Origin of the sequence: Sporosarcina sp. NCCP-2331 (genome assembly GCF_023707945.1) — a bacterium.
Taxonomy (GTDB): Bacteria; Bacillota; Bacilli; order Bacillales_A; family Planococcaceae; genus Sporosarcina; species Sporosarcina cascadiensis.
This window is the reverse complement of the sequence record NZ_BRCD01000016.1, coordinates 40860-65809: the sequence shown is the minus strand read 5'-3', so window position 1 is coordinate 65809 and position 24950 is coordinate 40860. Positions and strand designations below refer to the sequence as shown.

The following is a 24950-nucleotide window of genomic DNA, read 5'->3' as shown; positions in this document are numbered from 1 at the left end:
TACTTTCTTTATGAGTAGGTTGTATGAGCATAATATCTGAGATTATTACGATAGGTAAGGTGTTTCATGCAAGACTTAGTATTCTGCAAAGGCTTAGATTCTTTTGATCAATGCGTTTACAAAGTCGAGAAACGAAAACAGGCCAACTCTATTCACTCCCTGCAAAAAAGCAACATGTCATACATTCTCCATACCAGCGAAGGCGCAACTGCGGGGTCGGCCGTTGCGATGAGACTGCTGGCATGCCCTTCGCCAGTAGGCTTATCGCGTAAGGCAATCCTCCAGCGCCGAAGCGGGTTTAAACTGCAGCATGATTTTCGCAATACATACATGACAAGTTGTCAAGAACTAATTTTGGCACAGACCCAATATTCTATCAAAAAAACTTTACTGCCAGCTTAAGTCTAAGCAAGTGTATTAGCTTTTTTTATATGATACGATAGAGAAAAAGTTTCCAGAAAGCGAGCACACATATGCCTCAAAACTCAAATAATCTCGCCCTTTATATTTTAATGTTCAACATGTTCATCGCAATGGCAGGCGTCGGCCTCATCATTCCTATCATGCCGGAATACTTAGGAACCTTCGGCGTAGCGGGACAGGCTCTTGGATTGCTGATCGCGATCTTTTCATTCGCCCAGTTCATTATGTCGCCTATTTCAGGTAATCTTTCCGATCAGATCGGCAGGAAAAAGATTATTGTTATCGGTTTAGTTATTTACGGACTTTCTCAATTAGCCTTCAGTTTATCAACAGAGCTCTGGATGCTGTACGTCTCCCGCTTCTTTTCGGGATTCGGCGCCGCCTTTATCATTCCACCTACCATGGCATTTGTTGCCGATATTACATCACTCGAAAAGCGCGGACGCGGAATGGGTCTTCTCGGGGCTTCCATGTCCTTAGGTTTCATGATTGGACCTGGAATCGGAGGCTTTCTGTCAAATATCAGCCTATCATTTCCCTTCTATGCAGCTACAGGCGCATCGATTTTCGCAGCCATTGTTTCTTTACTGTTCCTGCCTAATCCAAAACCCGTACTGCAAGGAACACCGACAAATGAAAACTTATTCCAGCAGATGCGACGGTCAACAAAAACTCCCTATTTTGTTATGCTGATTGTCATGTTTGTCTTTTCATTCGGATTGGCTAACTTCCAGTCGACCATTTCACTGTATGTGGACCATAAGTACGGTTACACACCATCACAAATTGCCGTAATTATCACAGTGGGCGGATTTGTGGGGGTTATCATCCAGACATTCGTTATCGACCGGCTGTTCAGGCGCTTCGGCGAGATGCGAATTATTTTGATCAATCTCGTGGTCGCAGCCGCTGCTATGCTGTGCATTTTATTCGTCAATACATTCTTTACCATTCTATTCGTTGCGACAGTATTCTCTACTGCCACTTCGCTGCTGCGCCCTGCGGTTAATACACTCGTATCAAAGCTGGCCGGTAAGGAACAAGGCTATGCTGCAGGCATGATGAACGCCTATATGAGTCTGGGCAATATGATCGGACCGGCGACAGCGGGCTATATTTTCGACATGGATATACGGTCGCCGTATATTGTCGGGACGACTATTTTACTGCTATGCTTTATATTAGCTTCAACATGGGCAAAGCAGAAGAAAACATTGCTTGAATCCGCCCGTACTACATAAAAAAAAGCTTTCCCCTATTCAGCGGGAAAGCCTTTTTTATTGCTCCTTGCGCAAGATTTCTGCATACTTCTGCACGATCTCGACAAAAGCATTTACTTGTTTTAATTCGAAAGTGGAATTATAGCCGATCAGCCAAGTATCTCTCGTCAGTTCAAACTCTTCTTCACTGTTCAGCAAAGGAATACGATTTACCCGCTCATCTCCCGAAAGAGTAATGGAAGGCAAGATCGCGTAACCAACGCCATTCAAAGCAAGCTGTTTACACGTTTCAATCTGATCTACAATAATCTGGCGGCTTGGATTTTGATTAAAATGTTTATGCCACCAGCGCTGAATTTCCATATAATAATTGGAATCACTTTTAAATTGAATAAAATGCCGATCCGTGTCTTTTAGCTCGTCAATTGTTGAGATTTCCCGATCTACCAAATAGAGCTGATCCCTGAATAAATACACCCGGTTACTTTTCCAATCTGTCTGCCCTCTGACAATACCGATATGCGCCTCGCCTTCATACAGAGCTTTGGAAATTTCAGAACTCCAGCCGGTCATCAAAGAAATTTTGGCATCCGGATATAATGTCACATAATCTTTCAGAACCTGCGGCAGCCACGTCTGGCCAATAATCGAGGCACAGGCAATTTTCAGCGTTCCATGGACTTTGTCTTCAAGCGATGCGATCATCTCGAGAGTTTCATCTCGTTTTGCCAGGGACTCTTTTGCATACGCAATCACATGCTCCCCCGCAGGCGTAGGTTCCAGCCCCTTCTGCGAGCGAATAAACAGCAGCATTCCCCACTCTTTTTCAATGGTCTGCAGACGTTGTGACAAGGCAGGCTGCGATAAATGCAGACGTTCTGAAGCTTTGCGCATATTTCCTTCTTCCGCTAACGCTTTTATAATATCAAGCTCAGTTGTTGACATGTTCATACACCTTTCCTCTTGGAATTCGTAAAATCAGCAAAAGACTGATCAGCGCGAAGACGAATATTGCCAGGAAGACCCAATGCAGAGAATTTGCCAGACCTTCCTGCAAACTCACCAGCTCATGAGACGGAATAGATTTACGGCCTTCATTCGTCAGCATCGTATTGACATCGTCAATTGTGTTCGACAGCTGATTAGAGGCGAAGTATGACAGCAGAGCGCCGTTCAATATTGCACCGAATACAGATGCACCGATTGTATTGCCAAAGTTTTTCATGAACATATTTGCAGCTGTTGCTGAACCTCTCTGCTCGCGGGGCACGGCTCCTTGTATGGTGACGATGAAAGATGTATTCGTCAGACCCATTCCGACCCCGATAAAGAAACTGGAACAAGCTGCCCAGACAGGCCCCAAAACAGCAGTCATGAAAACGAACATCAGTGCACCGATCACTAATGAAATTCCGCCTGCAAAAGATACTAGAAACGGACCGAACCGCAACAATAAATGTCCGGCCATTGAAGAAGCTAAAGGCCAGCCGATCGACATAGTGGTCAGTGTAAATCCGGCAATAATCGCCGGCTGCTCCATCACTCCGGAAACATAGGTGGGAAGATAAGATGAAATTCCAATTAAAATAATACCAGTTGTTAAAGACACCAGATTCGCATACAGAATTACAGGGTTTTTCCATATACTGAATGAAATCAAAGGATTTGCAGCCTTTTTTTCCTGACTGAAAAACAAAAAGAACATAACAGCTGACAGTGACAGCAGCAATAAACTGATGGCTGACAGACGGCCGAAAGCCTGACCTCCTTCCACAAGCCAGATCAGAATGGAAGATAATCCTGCAGTTAACAGAAAGGCACCTTTATAATCGATGGAGGCTTTCTGAGTCCTTTTCGGCTCATGCAGAAACAGGTAAATCCCTGCCATTGACAGAAGTCCAAGCGGCACATTGACCCAAAATACAAACTGCCAGTTGACGTATTGGACCAGCAATCCGCCGATGACCGGGCCCGATACTGCGGAAATCCCCCACACGCTTGACAGATAGCCTTGGATTTTTGCGCGTTCTTCTGTTGTGTAAATATCGCCTACGATTGTTGTCGCTATCGGCATAACCGCTCCGGCACCCAGTCCTTGAATCAGACGATAGACAATAAGCTGTTCCATTGAAACTGCAAAGCCACATAGGACTGAACCCAGTAAAAAGATGGCCAATCCGATAAAGAAAACAGGTTTTCTGCCGAAAATATCCGCAAGTTTTCCATAAATGAGGACAGTGACCGTGCTCATTAGCAAGTAAGATGAAAAAATCCAGCTGTAGCGCGAAAAGCCGCCAAGTTCTGAAGCAATTGTCGGCATCGCAGTCGTAACGATGGTCGCTTCCACTGCACTGACAAACATTGCAAGCATAACGGCGGCAATTACAAGCGGCTTTTTAGTTTCTTTTTGCAAGTCTCTTCTGACTCCTTTCTATAAGAAAAAGACTCCAGTAAGGGAGCCTTTTGTATAAATCTACTCTTGAAATTTGTTGCTAGTCTGCAATTCTCTTTTACTGAGAGCTATAAATATATTTCTTGAATTCTTTTAAAATCACTCGTCTTGTTAAAATCCCCGCAAATGTACCGTCTTCTTCTGTCACACAAAGAAACGGATGATTAATTAATAGATCCATAGCACGCTGAAACCGATCCGTCACACGAATAGTAGGAAGTGAAGTATCCATAATTTCATCCACTTTAATATCTTCCAGCCGTTCATATTCAATGCGTTCCATCCCCAATATGGAATCTGTTATCATACCAATCCCGAGCAAACCTTTTAAATGATACTGATGGTCCAGCACAGGAATGGCAGAATAACCTGTCTTCGTTAAAACGAGAAGAGCGTGTTCTGCGTTATTGCCGATTTGTACATGGGCAACTTTTTCCGAAGAAATGATCTGATCGGCTATTGGTGCAAAGAGAAAATCTTTATTATTTATAGAAACCATACCTAATCGCTCCTTCTGTTCATCATCAAATACAAAATGTCTAAAAGTTCGTCTGCCTGTATCCATTCCATCATACCACAATTAGCCTTTTTTAACCTCAAAAGAAGGATAGTTTCCACAAACAAAAAACCTCTTTCGTTAATAGAAAGAGGCCCAGTAATAAAATATGACAATGAAGGTAAAGACAGATGCGACAAGTATAATCCATAATAGCGGATTCATTGTAAATGGATGGTTTGCTGCAGCATTGGGAATTTGATCTCTTTCACTCAGCTGCAGCGCACGGCTTGATTTTCTGAGTCCTGCTAAACAAATCGCCAGCATGATGGCACTGACAAATACCATGGGCCATAGCCAAATATCGAACATGCTCGATCACTCCTCATCATTATTGATAATAGGATGTGCAGCATGTTGAAATTTATGTAAAGATATCAGTTTTAGCAGCAGCTCTTACTTCTGCCGTTCAAATCAATCGATATAGTGTTTAATCAAAACCTGGGTGCCTTTTTCGCCATATCCCTGCTCTATCAGCTCTGAATACGTTTTGCGCGCCAGCTTCAGGCCCGGCAAGTCCAAATTGAGTCTTTCTGATTCCTGCAATGCAATATTTAAGTCTTTAACGAAATGTTTTACGAAAAATCCCGGTTCATAATCTCCTTCTATAATACGCGGACCGAGATTAGATAAACAGAACGAGCCCGCTGCACCGGACATGACTGACTGCAGCATGGTATCCGGGTTTAAACCCGACTTCATCGCGTAAGCCAATGATTCACAGGCACCGATCATATTTCCTGCCACAATAATTTGATTGCACATTTTTGTATGCTGGCCCGCTCCCGCAGCTCCCTGATAGACAATCTGCTTGCCGAACACAGATAACACAGGCAATAAACGATCAAAAAGCGCCTTCTCCCCGCCGCACATAATGGACAGCGTGCCGTTGCGGGCTCCTACGTCGCCGCCGGAAACCGGAGCGTCGAGTGACTTCATTTGAAGCACTTCAGCTTTTTCTGCGATCTTGACAGCTAAATCAGGGCTGGAAGTAGTCATATCCACGATAATTTGAGATGAGTGGCCATTAGCAAAAATACCATTCTCCGAAAAATAGACTTCCTCCACATCGGACGGCATACCGATCATCGTAAAGACGATATCTGCTCCCTTTACAGCATCTCCCACCGTATCCGCCCACTTCGCGCCTAATTTAACAAGCGGATCTGCTTTAGATTTCGTTCTCGTAAAAATGGATACGTCATAAGAAGCTTTCAATAAATGTTTTACGATACTGGCACCCATGACACCGGTTCCAATAAACGCAATTTTTTCTTGTTTCATCATACCACTCCTTTTTGCTGTTTCTATGTACTATCGTATCGAAGTTGAAATATTTTTACAACGAACCAAACAAAAAAAGAGGACCGACCATAGTTATATGATCGATCCACAAAAGGGGGAAATGAGAATGTTGCTGTGTTCGATTATATTATCCCCCGATTGGCATCTATATAAACCTAAATCATAAAATTTTTTTTATAACATTTTCTGCTTTGTGTTTTTCGAATTCATTAATCAGTAAATCCAATTCCCGACTCAGCACCACAGTACGCTCAGAGTGTAAGCCTTCATCTTCTGCAACTTTCAACAGCTGCGCTCTGAGACGTTCAATTTCAAGCTCACAGTTACACTCCACCTCTTACACCTTCCATCACAAGTAGCATTACTTTTCATTATACTAAAAACATGAACGAAATGCGCTATAAAGTTATCGACATATTCCGACAGTTTCGTTTTATATTTAAATAATTTTAGCTTTTTACTTAAACGTGTGCCTGACAGTATATTTCCTTGGAGCAGGGATGTTTCCTTCCTGTTGCATGCTAATCAAGTAAGTTTTCTATGCAGGGGAAAGGGCGGGTATGTGGAGAGAGACCGTTTCCCTGCGTTCCAGGCGGACGCTTTCGGGAGGGCCCTCGGTGAGCCAACTGGTCGCTTCGCTCCCTTTAGTTGTCTCATCCTATCGGGCTGATCCTCCCCGAGTCGCCGCCTTCCACTTCGGTACACTGGCTGGTTTTTCAATATTTTTTGTGTAAGTAGGCAGTATGAGCATACTATTTGAGGCTATTACGATAGGTAAGGTGTTTCATGCAATACTTAGCACTCTGCAAAAACTTAGATCCTTGTGATCAATGCGTTTACAAAGTCGAGAAACTAGAACGCACCACTAAATTCATACCCTGCAAAATAGCAGCATGACATACATCCACCACACCAGCGAAGGCGCAACTGCGGGGTCGGCCGTTGCTAAGCGAACAGCGTAGGGTTCGCTTTGCCGTATTTCTGCGTTCTTTGCAGAAATTAAGGCAGTGTGGCATGTTCTTCGCCAATAGGCTCATAGCGTAAGGCAATCCCCCAGCGCCGAAGCGGGTTTAAACTGCAAATACACATCCTGGCAAAAAGCAGCAAGATTTTCGTGATGGACACAGGATAAGCTGTCAAAAACAGTTTTTAGGGCAGACTCATAACTTTTAGTAGATAACTCTTTACCTTTTGTAAGTTTTCAGGCAAACTAGAAAGTAATTCTCAAGAAAAATTTTCACTGCTCTACTAATAGAGAGTAATTCACGAAGATAGAAAGGAAGTTACATGATGACAATTGCAGAAGTCGGAGATATTATTGAGTTCAAAGAAGGATTACAGGGAATTGTAGAAAAGGTCAATGAAAATTCCGTTATTGTGGATTTAACATACATGGAGGATTTCAACGAGCTGGAGATGGAAGAGAAAACTGTAATCAACCATAAACGCTATACGATCATACACAGCGCAAAGGAATGAAACCTTCTCTCTGCTGTTCCGTCCAATTAGTAGAATCGTAAATAAAGGAGTGTCATAATATGAACATCAAATGGGGTATTATTTCCGCTTCATTGGCAGCATCTTTACTTCTCGCAGCATGCGGGACTTCCGACGCTGATGACAATGGAAAAACAGATGCGAACGACAAGGCTCCTGTAGAAGAACCTGCAGCTGAGCCGGAGACAGATATCGAGGAAGATACTGACGCTGCTGTCGATAAAGATGCAGCGGCAGACAGTACTGAACAAGATGACTTGCTTAAAGATGCAGTCGAAACAAAAAGCGATGAACAGGATTATTCCATCATGGTCATCCCCGGTTATTCATTAACAAGTGAAGAACCCGGAAGAGACAGCTTGTATTCTGACGAAGACAGCGCAACATTCATGCGTATTGAAACGTCTGAAAAGGGCGGAGAAGCTTTCAGTTTTGATGAGTGGTATGAAAACATGGAAGAACTCTTAAAAGCGTCCAGCGACGGGACAGACATCACAGAATTGACAGAGGAAGCTGATCTTCTTAAAGGCGAAGGCTTCCTTAGCGTTAAAGGAGCCAAAGCTGAGTCTGGAGAAGGTTATTTTGAAGGCTATGTCATGGAACGTGAAGATAAGTTAGTTCGAGTGACTATTTATGCAGAAGAAAACAATGAACAAATTGAAAAGTTCAGAAAAATGGCTTCTACAATTAAGTAATAGTAAAAACCCGATCACCTGGTGATCGGGTTTTTATAATATGTTCAGGAAAAGGATACAATCTTGTCTTCTATCTCGCTCTCAGATGCTAAAATGGCACGCGGAAAAGATATGAGAAATTCTGTACCTTTGCCTACCTCACTCTTGACAGAAATGTTTCCTCCGTATTCATTCACTGTCTTTTTAACAAAAGGGAGTCCTAAGCCGGTCCCTCCTTCTTTCAAAGTAACGAATGGTAAAAAAATAGTTTCCAGTATTTCCGGACTCATGCCGGTTCCCGTGTCAGCGATCATCACATCCACAGTTTTGGCATCCCCTTCATACAAGTTCACAGTGAGCGTACCGCTGGAATCCATCGCTTCCATTGAGTTCTTAATAAGATTGACGAATATTTGCTTTATACGGTTTGGATTGCCTTTTATCAGCAATGGTTCTTCGATAAAATTTTCATACACTAGATTAATTTGGTCGAGTAAGGCTTTTGGACGCAATAAAAGCAGTACTTCATCGACTAGCGAATCTAAGGAGAACAGACTCATTACGTCTGTGGAAGGCTTCGAGAGACTCAGCATTTCATTGAGAATATCATTCATTCGCTTAACTTCCTCTTGAATGATCATGACGTATTTCTGTGCATTTCCTTCTACTTCATGCTCTAATAACTGAAGAAATCCCTGTAGAGTTGTCATAGGATTTCTAATTTCATGTGCCACGCTCGCTGCAATTTCACCTGTCGTGGATAATTGGTCTGAGTGGGCCAATAACCTTAATAAATTTTCCTCTTCGGTCACATCAATCAATTTTATGACAAATAAATCTGTCGCTTGATCTAATTGCGTGGTGATATTATAATAGCAGGTTTGATTTTTGCCATGATATGCCCATCTCGATTGAGTTAGACCATTTTTACGTGTATTGCGTATATGGGTCGCAATACAAAATTCATTTTCATGATGAAGTGCTTTAAGGAAAGTTTTAAGATGCAGTAAACCTGTATCACGATAAAAATCCAGTTTTTTAAACCGATCGTTGACCGATACAAATAAACCCCATTCATTGAAGATACCCATAGGAATATCTGCTTCCTGAAAAGCATTTTCATATACTTTAAAAAATTCCCTTTTTTGCTCTGAAGTTTTTATCGTGATAATTGCCCTTTCGCTTTGCGGCTGGTATATAATATAGCAAGATGCAAAAGTTTTTTTCTTAAGAAGAAGCTTTCCGGTTAATCCATTTTGGAGATGCCCGCGCTGAAAATCTCGATCCATCAGGTGCAGTTCAATTTTTTCAAGAAGGTCAACATCAAATAAATCTGAAATGTGTTTCGGCTCATTATCTTGATTCGTCAAACCTTTCAATGCATTAGTCATGCCGAGAATGTCGCCGTGTTTATTGATCATGATCTTATAAAGAGAACTTTCCAGAAATTTATCGATACCCACTGAATGCATTACCAAATTACAACCCCCTCGTTCAGATCTTAACCGTTACTGATGATAAGTCGTAAAGTTTCCTAGTAGAAGTTTTTCAAAATTGGAAATATAAACTGTTAAGTAACATTATGTCACATATTCAAAATACAAAAAATAGGTACTTAGTCACCTTTAATTTACTATTTATACTATTACAAAGGAATAAGGAGTTTTACCATGAATATCGTTTTATCCACCCTAAATGCCAAGTATATACATACAAATATCGCAATCCGTTATTTAAAAGCTTATGCAGAGCCAGAGTATTCATGCATTCTAGCTGAGTTTACGATAAACGATCCGACATTATCAATCGTTTCTGAGTTGTATCAACATTCACCGGATGTTGTCGGATTTAGTGTTTATATATGGAATATAGAAGAAACCCTGAAAGTTATTCGCTTACTGAAACTTACAAGACCTGAAACTATTATTGTCTGCGGCGGACCGGAAGTCTCATACGATTATGACCAATGGCTTGAGCGGACTCCAGAAATTGATTATATAGTCATTGGCGAAGGAGAGCAGACATTTAAAGATCTTTTAACCGCGATTGACGAAAAAAAAGATTTATCGAGCGTGCAGGGTATTGCTTATCGGGAAAATGAAACGTTGAAAATCACTGCACCCGGTCCAAAACTGGATTTGCGCACATTGCCGTCCCCTTTCCGTTTCGTAGAAGACTTACCCCAACTGTCTACACGCGTCATGTATATCGAGACGAGCCGGGGCTGTCCTTTCTCGTGCCAATTCTGCCTTTCTTCCATAGAAGTCGGCGTGCGTTATTTCAATCGTGAAGCAATTAAGGATGACATACGTTATTTAATGAAGAACGGAGTCAAGACCTTCAAATTCGTCGATCGCACATTTAATATCAGCCGCAGTTACGCGATGGAAGTCTTCCAGTTCTTGATTGATGAACATTTGCCTGGAACCGTATTCCAATTCGAAATTACGGGAGATATCATGCGTCCCGAAGTGATCGAATTTCTTAACCAAGAAGCACCTCCTGGTTTGTTTCGGTTTGAGATTGGAGTTCAATCGACAAATGATCTGACAAATGAACTTGTAAAGAGACGTCAGAATTTCACGAAGCTTTCACGCACTGTCACCATGGTTAAAGAAGGCGGCAAAATCGCACAGCATCTCGATTTGATAGCGGGACTGCCCGAAGAGGATTATAGCTCATTCCGGGATACGTTCAATGAAGTATTTGCATTGCGTCCCGAAGAACTTCAGCTTGGCTTTTTAAAGCTTTTACGCGGAACAGGCTTGCGCATTCAAGCAGAAGAATTCGGCTATCGTTATATCGACACAGCTCCTTATGAAATTGTCTCCAACAATGTACTGTCTTTTGATGATATGCTGCGAATCAAACAAACAGAAGATATTTTGGAGAAATATTGGAATTCAGGTCGTTTTATTCATTCGATGGAGTATATTGTCACCGAATTGGTCGAGACACCGTTCGACTTCTTTCAGCTGTTTGGCGCATTTTGGGAAAAGCAGGGGTGGTCTCGGATCGGTCATCAATTTGAAGATTTATTCACCCGGCTGGAACGTTTTTTGAAAGAAGTACTGAAGGTCGATACACAAATCGCAGTCAGTTTGCTGAAAATAGATTATTTACTGCATCAGAAATTCCTGCCGAGAAAGATTTGGTGGAATTCGGAGCTGGCAGAAGATCAATTGAATGAAATCAATCAGCTGCTTGTCCGCTCTCCGCATATTTTGGGAGAGAATTTTGAATCACTCGGCCATACCGATCGAACGATCCGAAAACAAGTATTCATCACGCAAACGGCTGCTAAGTTAGAAGAAGACTTCACTGTTTCAGCGATCCCCGGCTATCTGGTTGTACAATACACACCAGGTCAGAAAGCACGGTATTTCCATTTGTCTGACAAGACGTTTGCATCACTGCAACAGCAATTCACATAAAAAGCAGGATTGGGATGTTATTCTCCCAATCCTGCTTTTTCAAGTATCACCCAATAATTACACGTTCCTTAGGATAATGATACGGTGTTTTATTCGTTTTACCGCCTAAAGTGTAGATAAATGAAATTAAGCCGACCCGTCCAATAAACATCAATACCATGATAATCAGCTTCCCTATGGCTGATAATTCGGAAGTGACACCGAGCGACATGCCGCAAGTTCCGAAAGCGGAAGTAATCTCAAACAGCAAAGGGACAACCGGTATGCCCGGTTCAGTCAACAGAAGCAGCAACAGCGCAGCCATTACCATAAAACAAGCAACCAATATCACCGCATATGAACGGAATACATCAATTAATTTAATTTGACGCTTGAATATGTGGATGACGTCATTCCCTCTGGCAAAGTTAATAAGAAACAGCAGGGCAATCGCAAAAGTTGTTGTTCGGATTCCGCCGCCTACCGAACTCGGCGATGCACCGATAAACATCAGCAGGCTGACAAATATGTCTGTTGCTTCACTGAAATTCGTCACGTCGTATGTGACCAGTCCCGCAGAACGTGCGGATACGGAATGAAATAAAGAAGTAAACAGCTGCTGATGCCAGCTCATGCCTTTATACGAATGAAAAGACTCCAGAAGCCAAATCATCAGGGTACCGAAAACCAGCAGTAAACCAAATGTAGCGGTTGTGATTTTAGTGAAAAGAGAAAAACGGAAATGCGGCACTTTTTTTGAAAAGAATGCTTTAACTTCAATCAGCACCGGGAATCCGATGGCCCCTAGCACAATTAAAACCATAAGTACCAGCTGGACAAAATAATCATCTTTATAAAGCATCATCGACTGACCGGTAATATCAAATCCGGCATTGGTCGTAGCGGATACCGCCATGAACATTCCGTTCAATAGCGCATCACTGAAGGAGTCATAAAAACGATAAATATATAATGTCAAGATTGCTCCGCCGACCAGCTCAATCGCAACAATCAGCTGAATGATATGGCGTATCAGCTGGACGAGCCCTTGCAGTGAATACTGGTTTGTATCGACCATAATCAGCTGACGTTCCCGCATGCCAATACGTTTTTTGACCAGCAGCCAGAAGAATGTGCCTATTGACATGATGCCGATTCCGCCTAGCTGCAATACGAGCATGAGCATGCAAAGGCCAAATACAGAGTACGTCTCCCCTATACTGATTGGAGTCAGCCCGGTAACACTGACGGCACTCACAGCAGTAAACAGGCTGTCAATGAATGCAACTTTTACACCCGGCTTATAAACGCCAGGCAGATTCAACAGCAGAAACGAGGAAGCGATAGCTAAGAAATAATAGAACACAATGATTTGTGCCGGTGTAAATTTATGTAAAACTTCCCTGGAAAGCCTCATCTTTTTCATATTCCTTTCATTACGGAAACTCCATTTTCCTACTTTATCAAAAGCTTCGAAGAAAAGATAGCGTTAGCAGATATTTTACACTTATACTGCTTTACAAACAAACAGCCCCTTCGCAAAAGAAGGGACTGCCTAAAGTTATTTTTTTATTTTGTGTTTCGCGACAGCCAGCAAATAGCCTCCGCCCGCCAGGACCAGCAATACTATCCAGAATATTGATTTCCACAAAGTAGAGTGCGGGAATGACTCCGGAATAATCAGCAATGCAGGGTGTGCAAGTGTTAAGACGACCAGCTTTACCCCTACCCAGCCGACAATTAAGAATGCTGCCGTTTCGAGTGTCGGATATTTCTCGAGCAAAACGACGAATTGCTTTGCTGCGAAACGAATCATGATCAGGCCGATCATTCCGCCAAGAAGCATAACCGCAAACTGTCCGCCGTTGATGCCGCCGATATGGAAAGTCCCCAGTTCAGGCAACGTTACGGCAAGCGCGACTGCCGCCAGCATGGAATCTAAAGCAAAGGCAATATCTGCTAATTCTACCTTTACTACGGTCATCCAGAAACCTGATTGCTTTTTGGGCTTCTTGTTTGGATGATTCGCTTGATGATGGGTCAGTTTATCGTATATATTTTTACCGGCGATGATTAGCAAGTAAGCTGCACCGATCGCTTGGATTTCCCAGAATTTCACGAGGAATGTAATCATGAACAATGCAGTGAAGCGGAAAACGAACGCCCCGACTAAGCCGTAAAACAGTGCTTTCTTTTGCTGCGGTTTTGGTAAATGTTTGACCATGACCGCCATCACGACGGCGTTGTCTGTGGCCAGTAAGCCTTCGAGAACAATCAGTACAACGAGTACCCATGCATATTCTAATAAAATCGGATCCAACGGTATTCCTCCCTGTTTTTTACAATATAAAAAGACCCTCACCTAATAATAGGCAAAGGTCTCGCTAAGTCGGAATTTAACGTGCAAAATCCAGCTATCATAACCGATGGCCCGTAACAGCCATGTATTGACGATTATGAAATAGGTTTCCCTATAGCTACTCCCCCTTGACATTGCGTCAAAAGTTATTAAGTTATTGGATACTTTTAAAGTATAATAACATAATAACTCTGCATTGTAAATAGTGCAGGTGCCGTCTATTCATATTCGCAGACATAAACCGTACCATATGTCATCCATGCCATTATACTTCCCGCTGCAGTGAATTATTCAACAATACGTTGTATACAAAAGACCGGCAGGGAGAATAAATCTTTCTCTGCCGGTCCGCTTCAATTATTTAGCTTTTACTTCTTTGGCGCTGCGTCTTGTTTCACGATCGAATAAGCTATAAATTACTGGCACAATATAGAGTGTCAGGAATGTTGAGCTGATAAGTCCGCCAATTACTGCAATTCCCATCGGCTGATTCATTTCCGTTCCTTCGCCCAGTGCCAGTGCTAATGGCAGGAGCCCCAGAATCGTTGTGAGTGCCGTCATAAGAATCGGGCGAACACGGTCTCTGACTGAAGAAATAATCGCATCATATGAGCTGAGTCCCGCTTCTTTTCTTTGGTTGATGTAATCAACAAGTACAATCCCGTTGTTGACTACAATCCCGACGAGTATGAGCACTCCAATGACTGCTGTCACGCTGACCGGTGTACTGGTCGCCAGAAGTCCGAGCGACACCCCGATGATCATCAAAGGTACGGAGAACATGATGACGAATGGATATTTAAACGATTCGAACTGTGCAGCCATCACGATATAAACTAAGACAACAGCCAGGATGATGGCCATCAGCATATCATTAATCGCGCTTTCGAATAGTTCGCGGTCTCCGCCGTATGAAAGTTCCACTTCATTCGGCAAGTTCAGATCGTCTACCAGATCGTTTACCCGCTTCGTCATTTCACCGAGAGATTCATCCGACAGATACTTCACTGTGAAGGAAATGGAGTGTGCCTGATCAACCCGCTGAATCGCCACAGGGCCTTCAGCAATTTTCACATTGGCTACATCTTTCAGTTTCACATACGTATCGAGCGGCGTTTTCAGTTCAAGCTCTTTCAATTTATCTACACCGTTGCGGAAGCTTTCATCGTAACTGACATTCACGCCAATTACTTCTCCTGTTTTCCAAACAATCTGTGTAGCGAAAACCCCGCGTGTCACGTCACTGACGGTCTGCGCAATTTGATATGGCGCCAATCCCGCATCCGACGCTTTCTGACGGTCTACTTCCACTTTCACTTCTTCAACTGTATCAACTAAGTCATTTTTGACTTCTGTAACGGAGTCCATCTTCCGCAGTTCAGCATCAAGCTTAGTGACGGCTTCATCCAAACGCGCTTCATCGGTATCATGCAGCGAGAAGTTCAGCGTGTTCGGGCTGGACCCTGCCGCCGTCTGCATATTGAAGCTGACGTCTGCATCTTCTCCAATTTCATCCAATACTTTAGGCTGCACTTTGTCGACAAATTCGAAGACAGAACGATCACGTTCATCAAGCGGCACTAATTTGACGGAAACCTCGGCCATATTACCTTCCGAACCGCCCTGCGCCATGCTTTGCTGTGTGCCTCCCACTAAGCTGACATACACTTCCACATCTTTTTCTTTCTTGATTTTATCCTCAATGCGTTTTACAACGTCATTTGTCGAATCAAGAGAAGAACCGTTCGGCAATTTTACATTAATACTGAAGAATCCTTCATCTGTTGCTGGCAGGAATTCAGTACCAACTTTGAATAGACCGAATCCGCTTGCTCCCAGCAGCACAGTCGTTAAAACCAGGACAACAATTCGGTGTGCAAGCGCCCACTTGACTGTCGTTTCAAATGTCTGCCATTTTTTCGAACGGCGTTTTCTGGCATCAAGGTTTTTATTCGGCGTTTTCAGCATACGGCTCGCAAGCATCGGTACAACTGTCAATGCCACAACTAATGAAGCCGCTAAACTGAATGAAATCGTCAAAGCGAATTCAGTAAATATCTGCCCAATTAATCCACTGATGAATATAACCGGTACAAATACAGCGAGAGTTGTCAGTGTGGAAGCGGTAATCGCGCCTCCCACTTCTTTCGAGCCTTCATTCGCGGCAACTTTCGGATCTTTGCCCATGGCTAGATGCCGTTCAATATTTTCTATTACGACAATGGCGTTATCGACAAGCATCCCGATTCCAAGCGCCAGCGCACCGAGCGTCATGATATTCAGCGAGAAGTTCGCAAAATACATCAGAACGAATGTGACGATGACAGAATAAGGAATGGCTACACCGATAATTATCGGGCTTTTGATTCCGCGCAAAAATAAGAACAGCACTAGCATTGCGAACACACCGCCGAGAATCAGTGACTGTCCGATATTTCCGATTGCCAGCTTTACATAGTCTCCCTGGTCAAAAAGTATATTGGAATCAATGCTCTTATAGGCATCCTTTTTCAATAAATCATCCAAGGATTTTTTAAATTCTTTTGAAACAGTTGCCGTGTTGGCGCCTGATTCTTGCAACACTGACATTAGAACGGCCTGTTCATCATTGGCCCGTGTTTCTGTCTGCGCTTTCGGTTCAAGCATAGCTACGTCTGCCACATCTGAAACTTTTATTTTTGCTCCGGTAAATGGATTCGCGCCAAGCTGAATGTCACGGATATCCGAAATGCTCTGCAGGGAGCTGATAATTCTAGTTGTTAATGTTCGGCCGTCATTGGTGTCAATCGGATCACCTGGCATCGATACATTGCTTGCCTGGATCATTTGTACAACTTCCGATTGTCCAAGACCATGTTCTTTCAATTTATCAGGATCTAAAATCACCTGTACGTCTTCAATGATTTTTCCTGAGACGTTAACACTGGCGACACCGTCAATGCGGCGCAGTTCTTTCTCCAAGTCCTCAGCGATACTTCTGATATCCGCTTTGGCATCATCTGTACGCAGTGACAGTTGAATAACCGGGAATTGAGAAGGGTCAAACTTCATGAAGCGGGGTTTATTTGCCCCGTCTGGAACCTGTACCTGATCGATTCGCTGCAGAATATCCATCTGCACATCGTCAATTGAGGAAGACCAGTCAAATTGCAGGAAAATTAAGTTGGCGCCTTCCTGCGACGAAGACTGCATCGATTTCAAACCAGGAGCGGTAGATAAACTTTCTTCCAGTGGTTTGGTGATTTTCTCACTTACTTCTGTCGGAGAGGCACCGGGATAATTGGTGACAACTACTGCGACCGGCGGGTTCAAATCAGGTATGAGCGTCATCGGAATTTTGAAGAACGAGACGGCTCCCAAAATGATGACTAAAAACATCGTGACTAATGTAAATACAGGGCGTTTTATTGAAAAGCTGCTAATCTTCATACATCTATTCCTCTCTGTCACTTTTGAAAAGTTTATACCTTCCTACCATACCATTTGTCACTATTACTTTCATCATGGGAACTAGGAGAAATCAAATCAAATTACAACAATTGAAAATTCTTTGACTGATGTATCTGATGAAATTGAAAACTTCCTTTTAACAGTTTAAAGAGCGGATAAGTGGAGAGAGACCGTTTCCCTGCGTTCCAGGCGGACGCTTTCGGGAGGGCCCTCGGTGAGCCAAGCGAACAGTGAAGGGTTCGCTTTGCCGTATTTCTGCGGTCTTTGCAGAAATTAAGGCAATACAGAGTTCCTTCTGCACACTATTTTCGTTCGCTCCCTTTAGTTGTCTCATCCTATCGGGCTGATCCTCCCGGAGTGGTTTTGCCGCGGGCTCACACGAAGTGAGTCATGCAACCGTTGCCGCAGGACGCGGCGTACTTAGGTTGCCTTCCACTCCGGTACACTAGGCTGGTTTTTCAATAATTTTTATGTGTTTGCAGTATGAACATATTATTTGAGATAATTACGATAAGCAAGGTATTTCATGCACTACTTATCATTCTGCAAAGGCCACGATTCTTGTAATCAACGCGTTTGCAAGGTCGAGAAACAGAACCACGCAAACTAGTTCATACTCTGCAAAAAAGTAGCATGATGTCCATTCCCCACACCAGCGAAGGCGCAACTGCGGGGTTAGCCGTTGCGATGAGACTGCTGGCATGCTCTTCGCCAGCAGGCTTATCGCGTAAGGCAATCCCCCAGCGCCGAAGCGGGTTTAAACTACACACACACTTCGTTCAAACCTCCCACAAGGTCGAGCAACGAAACCACACACAAACTTTATTTACAATGCAGCCATTTTAACAAACGACCCGGCTGGATATTAACGAATCCTACCGGGTCTGCTGGCAATATATTTAAAGTTGATTATACAGTTTAATGTCCGGGAATTTATCTTGGAACCAGCGCATCGCGAAGTCATTTTCGAAAAGGAATACTTTTCGGTCGTAACGGTCTTTGACCAGCAAAGCCCGCTGGCCGGCCATCGATTCTTTAACCTCTTCCTCGTTCTCGATCCAGCGTGCTACTTTTGAGCCCATTGTCTCCATCTGTACATCCACATGATATTCCGCTCTCATGCGATGTTCAAACACTTCAAATTGAAGCTGTCCGACTGCACCTAGAATTACTTCTTCCGTGTGCAGCGTTTTGTAATACTGAATCGCACCTTCCTGCACGAGCTGCAGAATCCCTTTATGGAACTGCTTGGATTTCATGACGTTCTTCGCTGAGACTCTGACAAACAGTTCCGGTGTAAACTGAGGCAGTGCTTCAAATTGGAAATTGGCTTTTCCGCCGATTACGGTATCGCCGATCTGGTAGTTTCCTGTGTCGTACAGACCGATGATGTCACCCGCCACTGCTTCATTGACAGTTTCGCGGTCATCCGCCAAAAATTGTGTCGTTTGAGACAGCTTGAAGTTTTTAGACAGTCTCGGCACAGTAACCGTCATACCTCTGTCAAAATGTCCGGAAACGATTCGCACAAATGCAATACGGTCACGGTGTGCTGGGTTCATATTCGCCTGGATCTTAAAGATGAAACCTGAGAACACTTCGGATTCCGGTTCAACATCTTCCCCCTCACGTGTTTTTCTGGGCTGCGGCGTCGGAGCAAACTGCAGGAATGTCTCAAGAAACGTCTGAACACCGAAGTTAGTCAATGCACTTCCGAAAAATACAGGTGTTAATTCACCTACTGCTATGCGTTCTTCATCAAAATCATTTCCGGCTTCGTTTAACAGCATAACGTCTTCAAGAGCCTGCTTATAATAAGAAGTCTCAGTCATCGGATGCTCAACAGCAAGCCCGCCGTCTTCAGTGATCGGCAGAAATCTTTCCTCAGCATCAGGACGCGCCAGCTCGACACGCTGATTAAAGCGGTCATAAATACCGAGAAATTCTTTCCCCATCCCGATCGGCCAGTTCATTGCATAGGACTGGATACCGAGTACTTCTTCCAATTCCTCCATCAATTCAAGCGGTTCTTTACCTTGACGGTCCATTTTATTGATGAAAGTAAAAATCGGAATACCGCGCATCCGGCAGACTTTAAAGAGTTTAATCGTCTGCGGCTCGATTCCTTTTGCAGAATCCACCATCATGACGGCCGCATCCACCGCCATCAGTGTACGATACGTATCTTCACTGAAGTCTTCGTGGCCGGGTGTATCCAAAATATTGACGCGCTTTCCGTCATAATCAAACTGCAAAACAGAAGACGTAACCGAAATTCCGCGCTGCTTCTCGATTTCCATCCAGTCAGAAGTCGCAAATTTACCGGATTTCTTACCTTTTACTGTTCCGGCATCACGAATCGCACCGCCAAAATATAAAAGTTTTTCTGTAATAGTTGTTTTACCGGCATCCGGGTGCGAAATGATCGCAAAGGTGCGCCGTGAATTTATTTCATCTTGAATCTTATTTTCCATCGTGGGAACTCTCCTTTATGTTTACGTTTTCTATCATAGAGAGTATACTGCGGCAAATCAATGTTTTTTCACTGATTCGCCAAAAAAATCAATACGCCCTTACCTTATGAATTAACGGAAGTTCCGCCGAATTTTTTACGCGCTTCATCCAGTGCAATATCCGCGTCGGAATGAGGATATTTCGTATGGCCGATAATCTGATAGTCTTCATGCCCTTTTCCTGCAAAAATAATGATATCCCCTTCATTTGCCATCTCAATTGTGTGGCGCACCGCTTCTTCCCTGTCACCGATGCACGCATATTGATCATGCGGCATACTCGCACTTAATTCGGAAACAATCGATTCATACGGCTCATCGCGCGGATCATCAGTCGTGAAGACTACATAATCAGCCGCCGCAGCTTTTTCTCCCATTATAGGGCGCTTCAGACGGTCGCGGTTTCCGCCCGTGCCAATTAAAAACAGCAGGCGTTTGCCATCTTTTTTCAATGGTTCCACCGTCGCAATCGCTTTTTCAATCGCATCGGGTGAATGAGCATAATCAATGAAAATGGTCAGCGGCAAAGAGGTTTCGACTTTCTCTAAACGTCCCTTCACTGTGGAGATGCCAGCGAGCAGAGGCAATATTTCCTCACACGTCATTCCCTTCGCATAAAGAGCTGCCACAGCAGCCAGCGCATTATAGACATTAAACTCGCCGATTAACGGCATTGTCACAGGGTATGTACCGTCCGGCGCAAGCAACACGAACTCTGTACGGTCAGAGAACATGTTGATAGAGGTTGCCTGAAATGCCGCCTTGACACGAATTCCATACGTCAAAACAGGAAAAGAAGTCACTTCCGTCATTTTGCTGCTCCACGGATCGTCCGCATTAACAACAGCAAACTTCTGCTGATCAAGCTGCTGACCGAGCTGCGCGAACAACAAAGCTTTTGCGGCACTGTAATTCTCCATCGTTTTATGATAATCCAAATGATCATGCGTTAAGTTTGTAAAAACGGCAATATCAAATTCTGTTCCCGCCAGTCTTCCTTCAATCAAACCGTGAGAAGATACTTCCATTGTCATGGACTTACAGCCTTCATTAGCAGCCTGTGCAATCATTTGCTGTGTCGTTAACACGTCAGTTGTTGTATTTTCCGTTTCATACAGAATATCATTTAATTTGAAACCGATCGTGCCGGACACCGCAGTTTCCTCTCCGGACTGCCGCAGCATATCATGAATAATATTCCCGACACTGGTCTTGCCGTTCGTACCGGTCACGCCGATCATTTTCATTTGTTTCGAAGGATAGCCGTAAAACTTGGACGCTAGAAGATGAATGGCTTTTGACGAATCTTCTACATAAACGACAGCTGTCCGCTCCTCATCTACCGTAATCGGTTCGCTCGCGATAATCAGGCGGGCTCCGCTCAATAATGCATTCTTGACAAATTGGTGGCCGTTCACCGTATAGCCTTTCAAGCAGACAAACGCTCCTCCGTCCTGCACCGCACGCGAGTCCACCGCCAAGTCTGTCACTGTTTCCGGGACAGTTCCTATAATCGTTTTAACAGGCAGGACGGATAAAAGTTCAATCGTATTCATATAGTTTCCTCCAATAGATTGTTAGATAAACGTGATAACTACAAAAAATAAATGTATTTTAGCTTCAAATGAAGTAAAATATATATAACCAATTTTTATCATCTTTGCTGTTTACATGTAAAAGTTTTTCATAAGATGAAATTTTGATTATATTTCGGGAGGTATAGAAAAATGCCTACACAGTATATCAACGAACCTCGTTATTATAACTATTTTGACCTTTTTTTCAAACAATCACAAGATGCTATTTCTGTTTTTGATTTGGACAACCGGGTGATAACAGGAAATCCTGCTTTCGAAAAGCTGTACGGCTGGACATTAGAGGAATGCGTCGGTAAAAAAATACAATTTTATCCCGAATCTGAATTAGAAAAAGTTAGACAGCGATGCGAATTATTAAAACAAGGTGAATCCTTCACTGATGAACAAGTTACAGAACAGCGGAAGGACGGAACAATCTTTCAGGCAGAAATCAGCATGACGCCGATTTTCAATGAACAGGATGAAGTGATGGCAATTTCCTATGTCACGCGCGATATTACGTCTCGTCTTCAGCTGGAGCAGAATAAATTAGAAATCGAAAGACTGCAGACAATGAGTATGATTGCAGCTGTCGTGGCGCATGAGGTCCGCAATCCGATGACAGCGATTACCGGTTTCATTCAAATGATGAATCAGGACTCAACGAATCCTTACACGTCTTTCACTCAAATTATGGAAATGGAGATCAAGCGAGTAAACCAAATCGTGTCAGATTTTCTAATCTTGTCAGAACCGACTCTTCACAAGCAGACCTATTTCTCTATAACAAATACGCTCAGAACAACGATAGAAGAATTTCAAAAAGAATTTGAGATGCGCCATATCGCGCAGACCATTTCATTACCGGAACGAGGCCTTTCATTTTATGGCAATGAATCTGCAATAAAGCAAGTTTTCTCTAATGTCTTATCCAATAGCTGTGATGCAATTGAGCAGGAGGGTACTATCGATCTTTCGCTACATGTACGCGGGGATACAATTTCCATACGCATCCAGGACGACGGCAAAGGAATGGACAAAGAAACCCTTGAAAATATTTTCCAGCCCTTTTTCTCCACAAAAGAAGAAGGCACAGGACTCGGAATGATCATTTCTAAAAAGATTATTGTTGATCATAAAGGCACTCTGGAGGTCGACAGTCTCCAGAGTACGGGAACCACCGTTACGATTACACTGCCGTTATCGGATCACGCGCTTCACTAAAGACAATTTCCCTTTATATGGCGGATAGCCGATCGGCAGCGTCACGGAAGTACTTTTCTTCATCATAGATTTTGAATGAGTAAACGTATCGAAACTTGCTTTTCCGTGGTACTGATTCATACCGGACGGACCGACACCCCCAAACGGCAGATGAATATTGCCGACATGTGAAATCGTATCGTTTATACACCCTCCGCCGAACGGCAGTGCCTCGATGAAGTGATCGGCGGCATTGTCGTTTTCTGTGAAGAAATAAGCAGCAAGCGGCTTCGGCTGCATGCTGATCTGCTGAATTGCTGCTCCCAGATCATCGTAAGGGATAAGCGGGAGAATGGGTCCGAAAATTTCTTCCTGCATACTCGCCCGGTCCCAACCGGATATACCCAAAATCGTCGGCTCGATATACAAATCTTCCGCATCTGTGCGCCCGCCTTCTAAGATATAAGACTGATCTTCCTCCAGAATGTTTGCCAGTCGGTGAAAATGGCGTTCATTGACGATACGACCATAGTCTGCGCTGTTTTGTGCATTTTTACCGTAAAATCTTTTAATCGCCTTCTTCATTTCTTCCAGCAGCTGATTGTAGATGGAAGTATCTGCAAGAACATAATCAGGCGCAACACACGTCTGTCCATTATTCAGGAATTTTCCCCAGACGATTTTTTCTGCCGCTTTCTTAATATCAGCGGTATGATCGACCACCGCCGGGCTCTTCCCGCCCAGTTCAAGCGTTAAAGGCGTCAGACGCTCCGCACAGGCCTTCATGACGATTTTACCGACATTTGCACTGCCTGTGAAAAACACATAGTCAAATGGCGCTTGCAGCAATAGCTGTGTTTCTTCTTTTCTGCCCTGCACCAGGTGAATATAGTCAGATGGGAACGTATCCGTGATCAACTTTTCCACAGCTTCAGACGTATGCGGTGTATCTTCAGATGGTTTCAATACGGTACAGTTCCCTGCTGCAATGGAACCGATCAACGGATCAATCAGCAGCTGAAACGGATAATTGAAAGGCGCAATTACCAGAACACTCCCGTAAGGCTCCTTCACAATAAAACTGGTAGCAGGCTGCAGATGAATCGGCGTTTTTGCTTTTTCAGGCGCCATCCATTCTTCTAGTTGATTCATAGTATGGGTAATACTCGATAATACAAACCCGATTTCTGTCACATATGCTTCAAAAGAAGGCTTTCGCAAATCTTTATGCAATGCCTCCATCAGCTTCTTTTCATGACGCTGAATCGCGTCGTATAAATTCTGCAACATCATTTTTCGAAAAGATATACTGCGTGTCACACCGGAAACATAATACGCTTTCTGTTTGCTCATGATGATATCCAAGTCCTCTTTTGTCATGCACACATCATCCACGCTCCTCATTTTCGTACTTCCTTCATTCTAACATGTTGGCCAAAAGAAAAAACTCCGAACGATGTAAAATGTCCGGAGTTCTTTGTCAGCGGTCTTCATGAAAACGTGTGCTTGACAGTTTAATTGATGAGCAGGTTGAGATTTATTGTGATTGCGAAATTTAGCGTGAGTGAGAGGAGACCGTTTCCCTGCGTTTCAGACGGACGCTTTCGGGAGGGCCCTCGGTGAGCCAAGCGAACAGCGAAGGGTTCGCTTTGCCGTATTTTTGCGCTCTTTGCGGAAATTAAGGCAAACTGTGCTCATAACGCTACGCTTTTATTCGCAAAAGCCTTTCTTCGTAAAGGCTTTCGCTCCCTTTAGTTGTCTCATCCTATCCGGCTGATCCTCCCGGAGTGTTTTTAGCCGCGGGCTCACACGAAGTGAGTCATGCAACCGTTGCCGCAGGACGCGGCGTACTTAGGTTGCCTTCCACTCCGGTACACTAGGCTGGTTTTTCAGGACTTTTTATGTGAGTAGCAGTATGAGCATGTTATTTGAGACTATTATAAAAGGTATGATTTTCATGCGATTCTTTTTAATCTGCAATGACTTAGATTCTTATCAATGCATTTGCAATGTCGAGAAACAAAAACACACCAACTAAACTCGCACTCCGTAAAAAAGCAGCATGATGTTCATACTTCAAATCAGCGAAGGCTCAACTGTGGGGTCGGCCGTTGCCATGAGACTGCTGGCGCGTTCTTCGCCAGTAGGCTCATGGCGTAAGGCAATCCCCCAGCGCCGGAGCGGGGCTAAACCGTAAACTCATAACTCATTCAAACTACATAAAAGGTCGTGCATCGTCACCACGCCACTAAATCCACACACTGCTGCACGTGACGGGTTGCCAAGAACAGATTTTAGCGCAGATCTT

General features: G+C 43.6%; 17 protein-coding genes and 1 pseudogene. 5 read left to right on the top strand and 13 right to left on the bottom strand.

All coding sequences use genetic code 11. From position 1 onward, the window contains the following. Positions 1 to 473: 473 nt before the first annotated feature. Complete coding sequence (locus tag NCCP2331_RS10810) at positions 474 to 1664, top strand: MFS transporter (protein ID WP_153720574.1); 1191 nt, start codon at positions 474 to 476, stop codon at positions 1662 to 1664. A 36-nt stretch (positions 1665 to 1700) separates the two neighbouring features. On the opposite strand, the gene NCCP2331_RS10805 is transcribed toward NCCP2331_RS10810, so the two are convergent. From NCCP2331_RS10805 to NCCP2331_RS18490, 6 genes are all read right to left on the bottom strand, one after another. Beyond that, positions 1701 to 2588 carry a transcriptional regulator CcpC gene (locus NCCP2331_RS10805; RefSeq protein WP_153720674.1) on the bottom strand — a complete coding sequence of 296 codons (888 nt, stop codon included), beginning with the start codon at positions 2586 to 2588 and terminating at the stop codon, positions 1701 to 1703. After that, entirely contained in the window at positions 2575 to 4014 is a 1440-nt protein-coding gene (locus NCCP2331_RS10800; protein WP_251670638.1) for an MDR family MFS transporter, read from the bottom strand. Before NCCP2331_RS10800 ends, NCCP2331_RS10805 begins: the two co-directional genes overlap by 14 nt. A gap of 139 nt (positions 4015 to 4153) precedes the next feature. Continuing rightward, positions 4154 to 4594, bottom strand: a complete 441-nt coding sequence (gene cbpB, locus NCCP2331_RS10795; protein WP_153720576.1) for a cyclic-di-AMP-binding protein CbpB — start codon at positions 4592 to 4594, stop codon at positions 4154 to 4156. 138 nt (positions 4595 to 4732) lie between these two features. Beyond that, a complete protein-coding gene (locus NCCP2331_RS10790; protein WP_153720577.1) occupies positions 4733 to 4963 on the bottom strand; it encodes a hypothetical protein in 231 nt (76 codons plus the stop codon). A gap of 102 nt (positions 4964 to 5065) precedes the next feature. Beyond that, the gene (locus NCCP2331_RS10785) at positions 5066 to 5938 is read right to left on the bottom strand and encodes an NAD(P)-dependent oxidoreductase (protein WP_376776818.1); all 873 of its coding nucleotides are present in this window, start codon (positions 5936 to 5938) and stop codon (positions 5066 to 5068) included. Between the two features lie 178 nt (positions 5939 to 6116). Beyond that, entirely contained in the window at positions 6117 to 6290 is a 174-nt protein-coding gene (locus NCCP2331_RS18490; protein WP_376776817.1) for an aspartyl-phosphate phosphatase Spo0E family protein, read from the bottom strand. A 962-nt stretch (positions 6291 to 7252) separates the two neighbouring features. Here NCCP2331_RS18490 and NCCP2331_RS10780 point away from each other — a divergent pair. Both NCCP2331_RS10780 and NCCP2331_RS10775 read left to right on the top strand, forming a co-directional pair. Then, positions 7253 to 7435: pseudogene (locus NCCP2331_RS10780) on the top strand (YkvS family protein); the annotation flags it as partial. Between the two features lie 59 nt (positions 7436 to 7494). Then, entirely contained in the window at positions 7495 to 8148 is a 654-nt protein-coding gene (locus NCCP2331_RS10775; protein ID WP_251670591.1) for a hypothetical protein, read from the top strand. A 44-nt stretch (positions 8149 to 8192) separates the two neighbouring features. Here the strand turns inward: NCCP2331_RS10775 and NCCP2331_RS10770 are convergent, their stop codons facing one another. Then, positions 8193 to 9599, bottom strand: coding sequence for an ATP-binding protein (locus NCCP2331_RS10770; RefSeq protein ID WP_251670636.1), 1407 nt, complete (start codon positions 9597 to 9599; stop codon positions 8193 to 8195). A gap of 198 nt (positions 9600 to 9797) precedes the next feature. Here NCCP2331_RS10770 and NCCP2331_RS10765 point away from each other — a divergent pair, with 198 nt between their 5' ends. After that, the gene (locus tag NCCP2331_RS10765; RefSeq protein ID WP_251670590.1) at positions 9798 to 11561 is read left to right on the top strand and encodes a B12-binding domain-containing radical SAM protein; all 1764 of its coding nucleotides are present in this window, start codon (positions 9798 to 9800) and stop codon (positions 11559 to 11561) included. A 46-nt stretch (positions 11562 to 11607) separates the two neighbouring features. Here the strand turns inward: NCCP2331_RS10765 and NCCP2331_RS10760 are convergent, their stop codons facing one another. The 5 genes from NCCP2331_RS10760 to NCCP2331_RS10740 all read right to left on the bottom strand — a co-directional run bounded on the left by NCCP2331_RS10760 (position 11608) and on the right by NCCP2331_RS10740 (position 21418). Beyond that, complete coding sequence (locus NCCP2331_RS10760) at positions 11608 to 12957, bottom strand: TrkH family potassium uptake protein (RefSeq protein ID WP_251670635.1); 1350 nt, start codon at positions 12955 to 12957, stop codon at positions 11608 to 11610. A 144-nt stretch (positions 12958 to 13101) separates the two neighbouring features. Further along, the gene (locus tag NCCP2331_RS10755; protein WP_251670589.1) at positions 13102 to 13860 is read right to left on the bottom strand and encodes a TerC family protein; all 759 of its coding nucleotides are present in this window, start codon (positions 13858 to 13860) and stop codon (positions 13102 to 13104) included. A gap of 396 nt (positions 13861 to 14256) precedes the next feature. Beyond that, positions 14257 to 17328 carry an efflux RND transporter permease subunit gene (locus NCCP2331_RS10750; RefSeq protein WP_251670588.1) on the bottom strand — a complete coding sequence of 1024 codons (3072 nt, stop codon included), beginning with the start codon at positions 17326 to 17328 and terminating at the stop codon, positions 14257 to 14259. 920 nt (positions 17329 to 18248) lie between these two features. Further along, positions 18249 to 19823, bottom strand: coding sequence for a peptide chain release factor 3 (locus tag NCCP2331_RS10745; RefSeq protein ID WP_153720586.1), 1575 nt, complete (start codon positions 19821 to 19823; stop codon positions 18249 to 18251). Between the two features lie 104 nt (positions 19824 to 19927). Next, entirely contained in the window at positions 19928 to 21418 is a 1491-nt protein-coding gene (locus NCCP2331_RS10740) for a UDP-N-acetylmuramoyl-L-alanyl-D-glutamate--2,6-diaminopimelate ligase (protein WP_251670587.1), read from the bottom strand. A gap of 171 nt (positions 21419 to 21589) precedes the next feature. Here NCCP2331_RS10740 and NCCP2331_RS10735 point away from each other — a divergent pair, with 171 nt between their 5' ends. Beyond that, positions 21590 to 22663, top strand: coding sequence for a two-component system sensor histidine kinase NtrB (locus tag NCCP2331_RS10735; protein WP_251670585.1), 1074 nt, complete (start codon positions 21590 to 21592; stop codon positions 22661 to 22663). On the opposite strand, the gene NCCP2331_RS10730 is transcribed toward NCCP2331_RS10735, so the two are convergent. After that, on the bottom strand, positions 22640 to 24028 hold the full coding sequence (locus NCCP2331_RS10730; RefSeq protein ID WP_376776820.1) for an aldehyde dehydrogenase: 1389 nt from the start codon (positions 24026 to 24028) through the stop codon (positions 22640 to 22642). The two genes, NCCP2331_RS10735 and NCCP2331_RS10730, sit on opposite strands and share 24 nt — an antisense overlap. Positions 24029 to 24950 lie beyond the last annotated feature (922 nt).

Excerpts from the sequence above, each read along its gene's own strand:
- cbpB (WP_153720576.1), bottom strand. The coding sequence starts at position 4,594 with ATGGTTTCTATAAATAATAAAGATTTTCTCTTTGCACCAATAGCCGAT.
- NCCP2331_RS10810 (WP_153720574.1), top strand. The coding sequence starts at position 474 with ATGCCTCAAAACTCAAATAATCTCGCCCTTTATATTTTAATGTTCAAC.
- NCCP2331_RS10770 (WP_251670636.1), bottom strand. The coding sequence starts at position 9,599 with ATGCATTCAGTGGGTATCGATAAATTTCTGGAAAGTTCTCTTTATAAG.
- NCCP2331_RS10800 (WP_251670638.1), bottom strand. The coding sequence starts at position 4,014 with ATGCTTGCAATGTTTGTCAGTGCAGTGGAAGCGACCATCGTTACGACT.
- NCCP2331_RS10790 (WP_153720577.1), bottom strand. The coding sequence starts at position 4,963 with ATGTTCGATATTTGGCTATGGCCCATGGTATTTGTCAGTGCCATCATG.
- NCCP2331_RS10765 (WP_251670590.1), top strand. The coding sequence starts at position 9,798 with ATGAATATCGTTTTATCCACCCTAAATGCCAAGTATATACATACAAAT.
- NCCP2331_RS10805 (WP_153720674.1), bottom strand. The coding sequence starts at position 2,588 with ATGTCAACAACTGAGCTTGATATTATAAAAGCGTTAGCGGAAGAAGGA.
- NCCP2331_RS10775 (WP_251670591.1), top strand. The coding sequence starts at position 7,495 with ATGAACATCAAATGGGGTATTATTTCCGCTTCATTGGCAGCATCTTTA.
- NCCP2331_RS10735 (WP_251670585.1), top strand. The coding sequence starts at position 21,590 with ATGCCTACACAGTATATCAACGAACCTCGTTATTATAACTATTTTGAC.
- NCCP2331_RS10740 (WP_251670587.1), bottom strand. The coding sequence starts at position 21,418 with ATGAATACGATTGAACTTTTATCCGTCCTGCCTGTTAAAACGATTATA.
- NCCP2331_RS10785 (WP_376776818.1), bottom strand. The coding sequence starts at position 5,938 with ATGATGAAACAAGAAAAAATTGCGTTTATTGGAACCGGTGTCATGGGT.
- NCCP2331_RS10760 (WP_251670635.1), bottom strand. The coding sequence starts at position 12,957 with ATGAGGCTTTCCAGGGAAGTTTTACATAAATTTACACCGGCACAAATC.
- NCCP2331_RS10745 (WP_153720586.1), bottom strand. The coding sequence starts at position 19,823 with ATGGAAAATAAGATTCAAGATGAAATAAATTCACGGCGCACCTTTGCG.
- NCCP2331_RS10750 (WP_251670588.1), bottom strand. The coding sequence starts at position 17,328 with ATGAAGATTAGCAGCTTTTCAATAAAACGCCCTGTATTTACATTAGTC.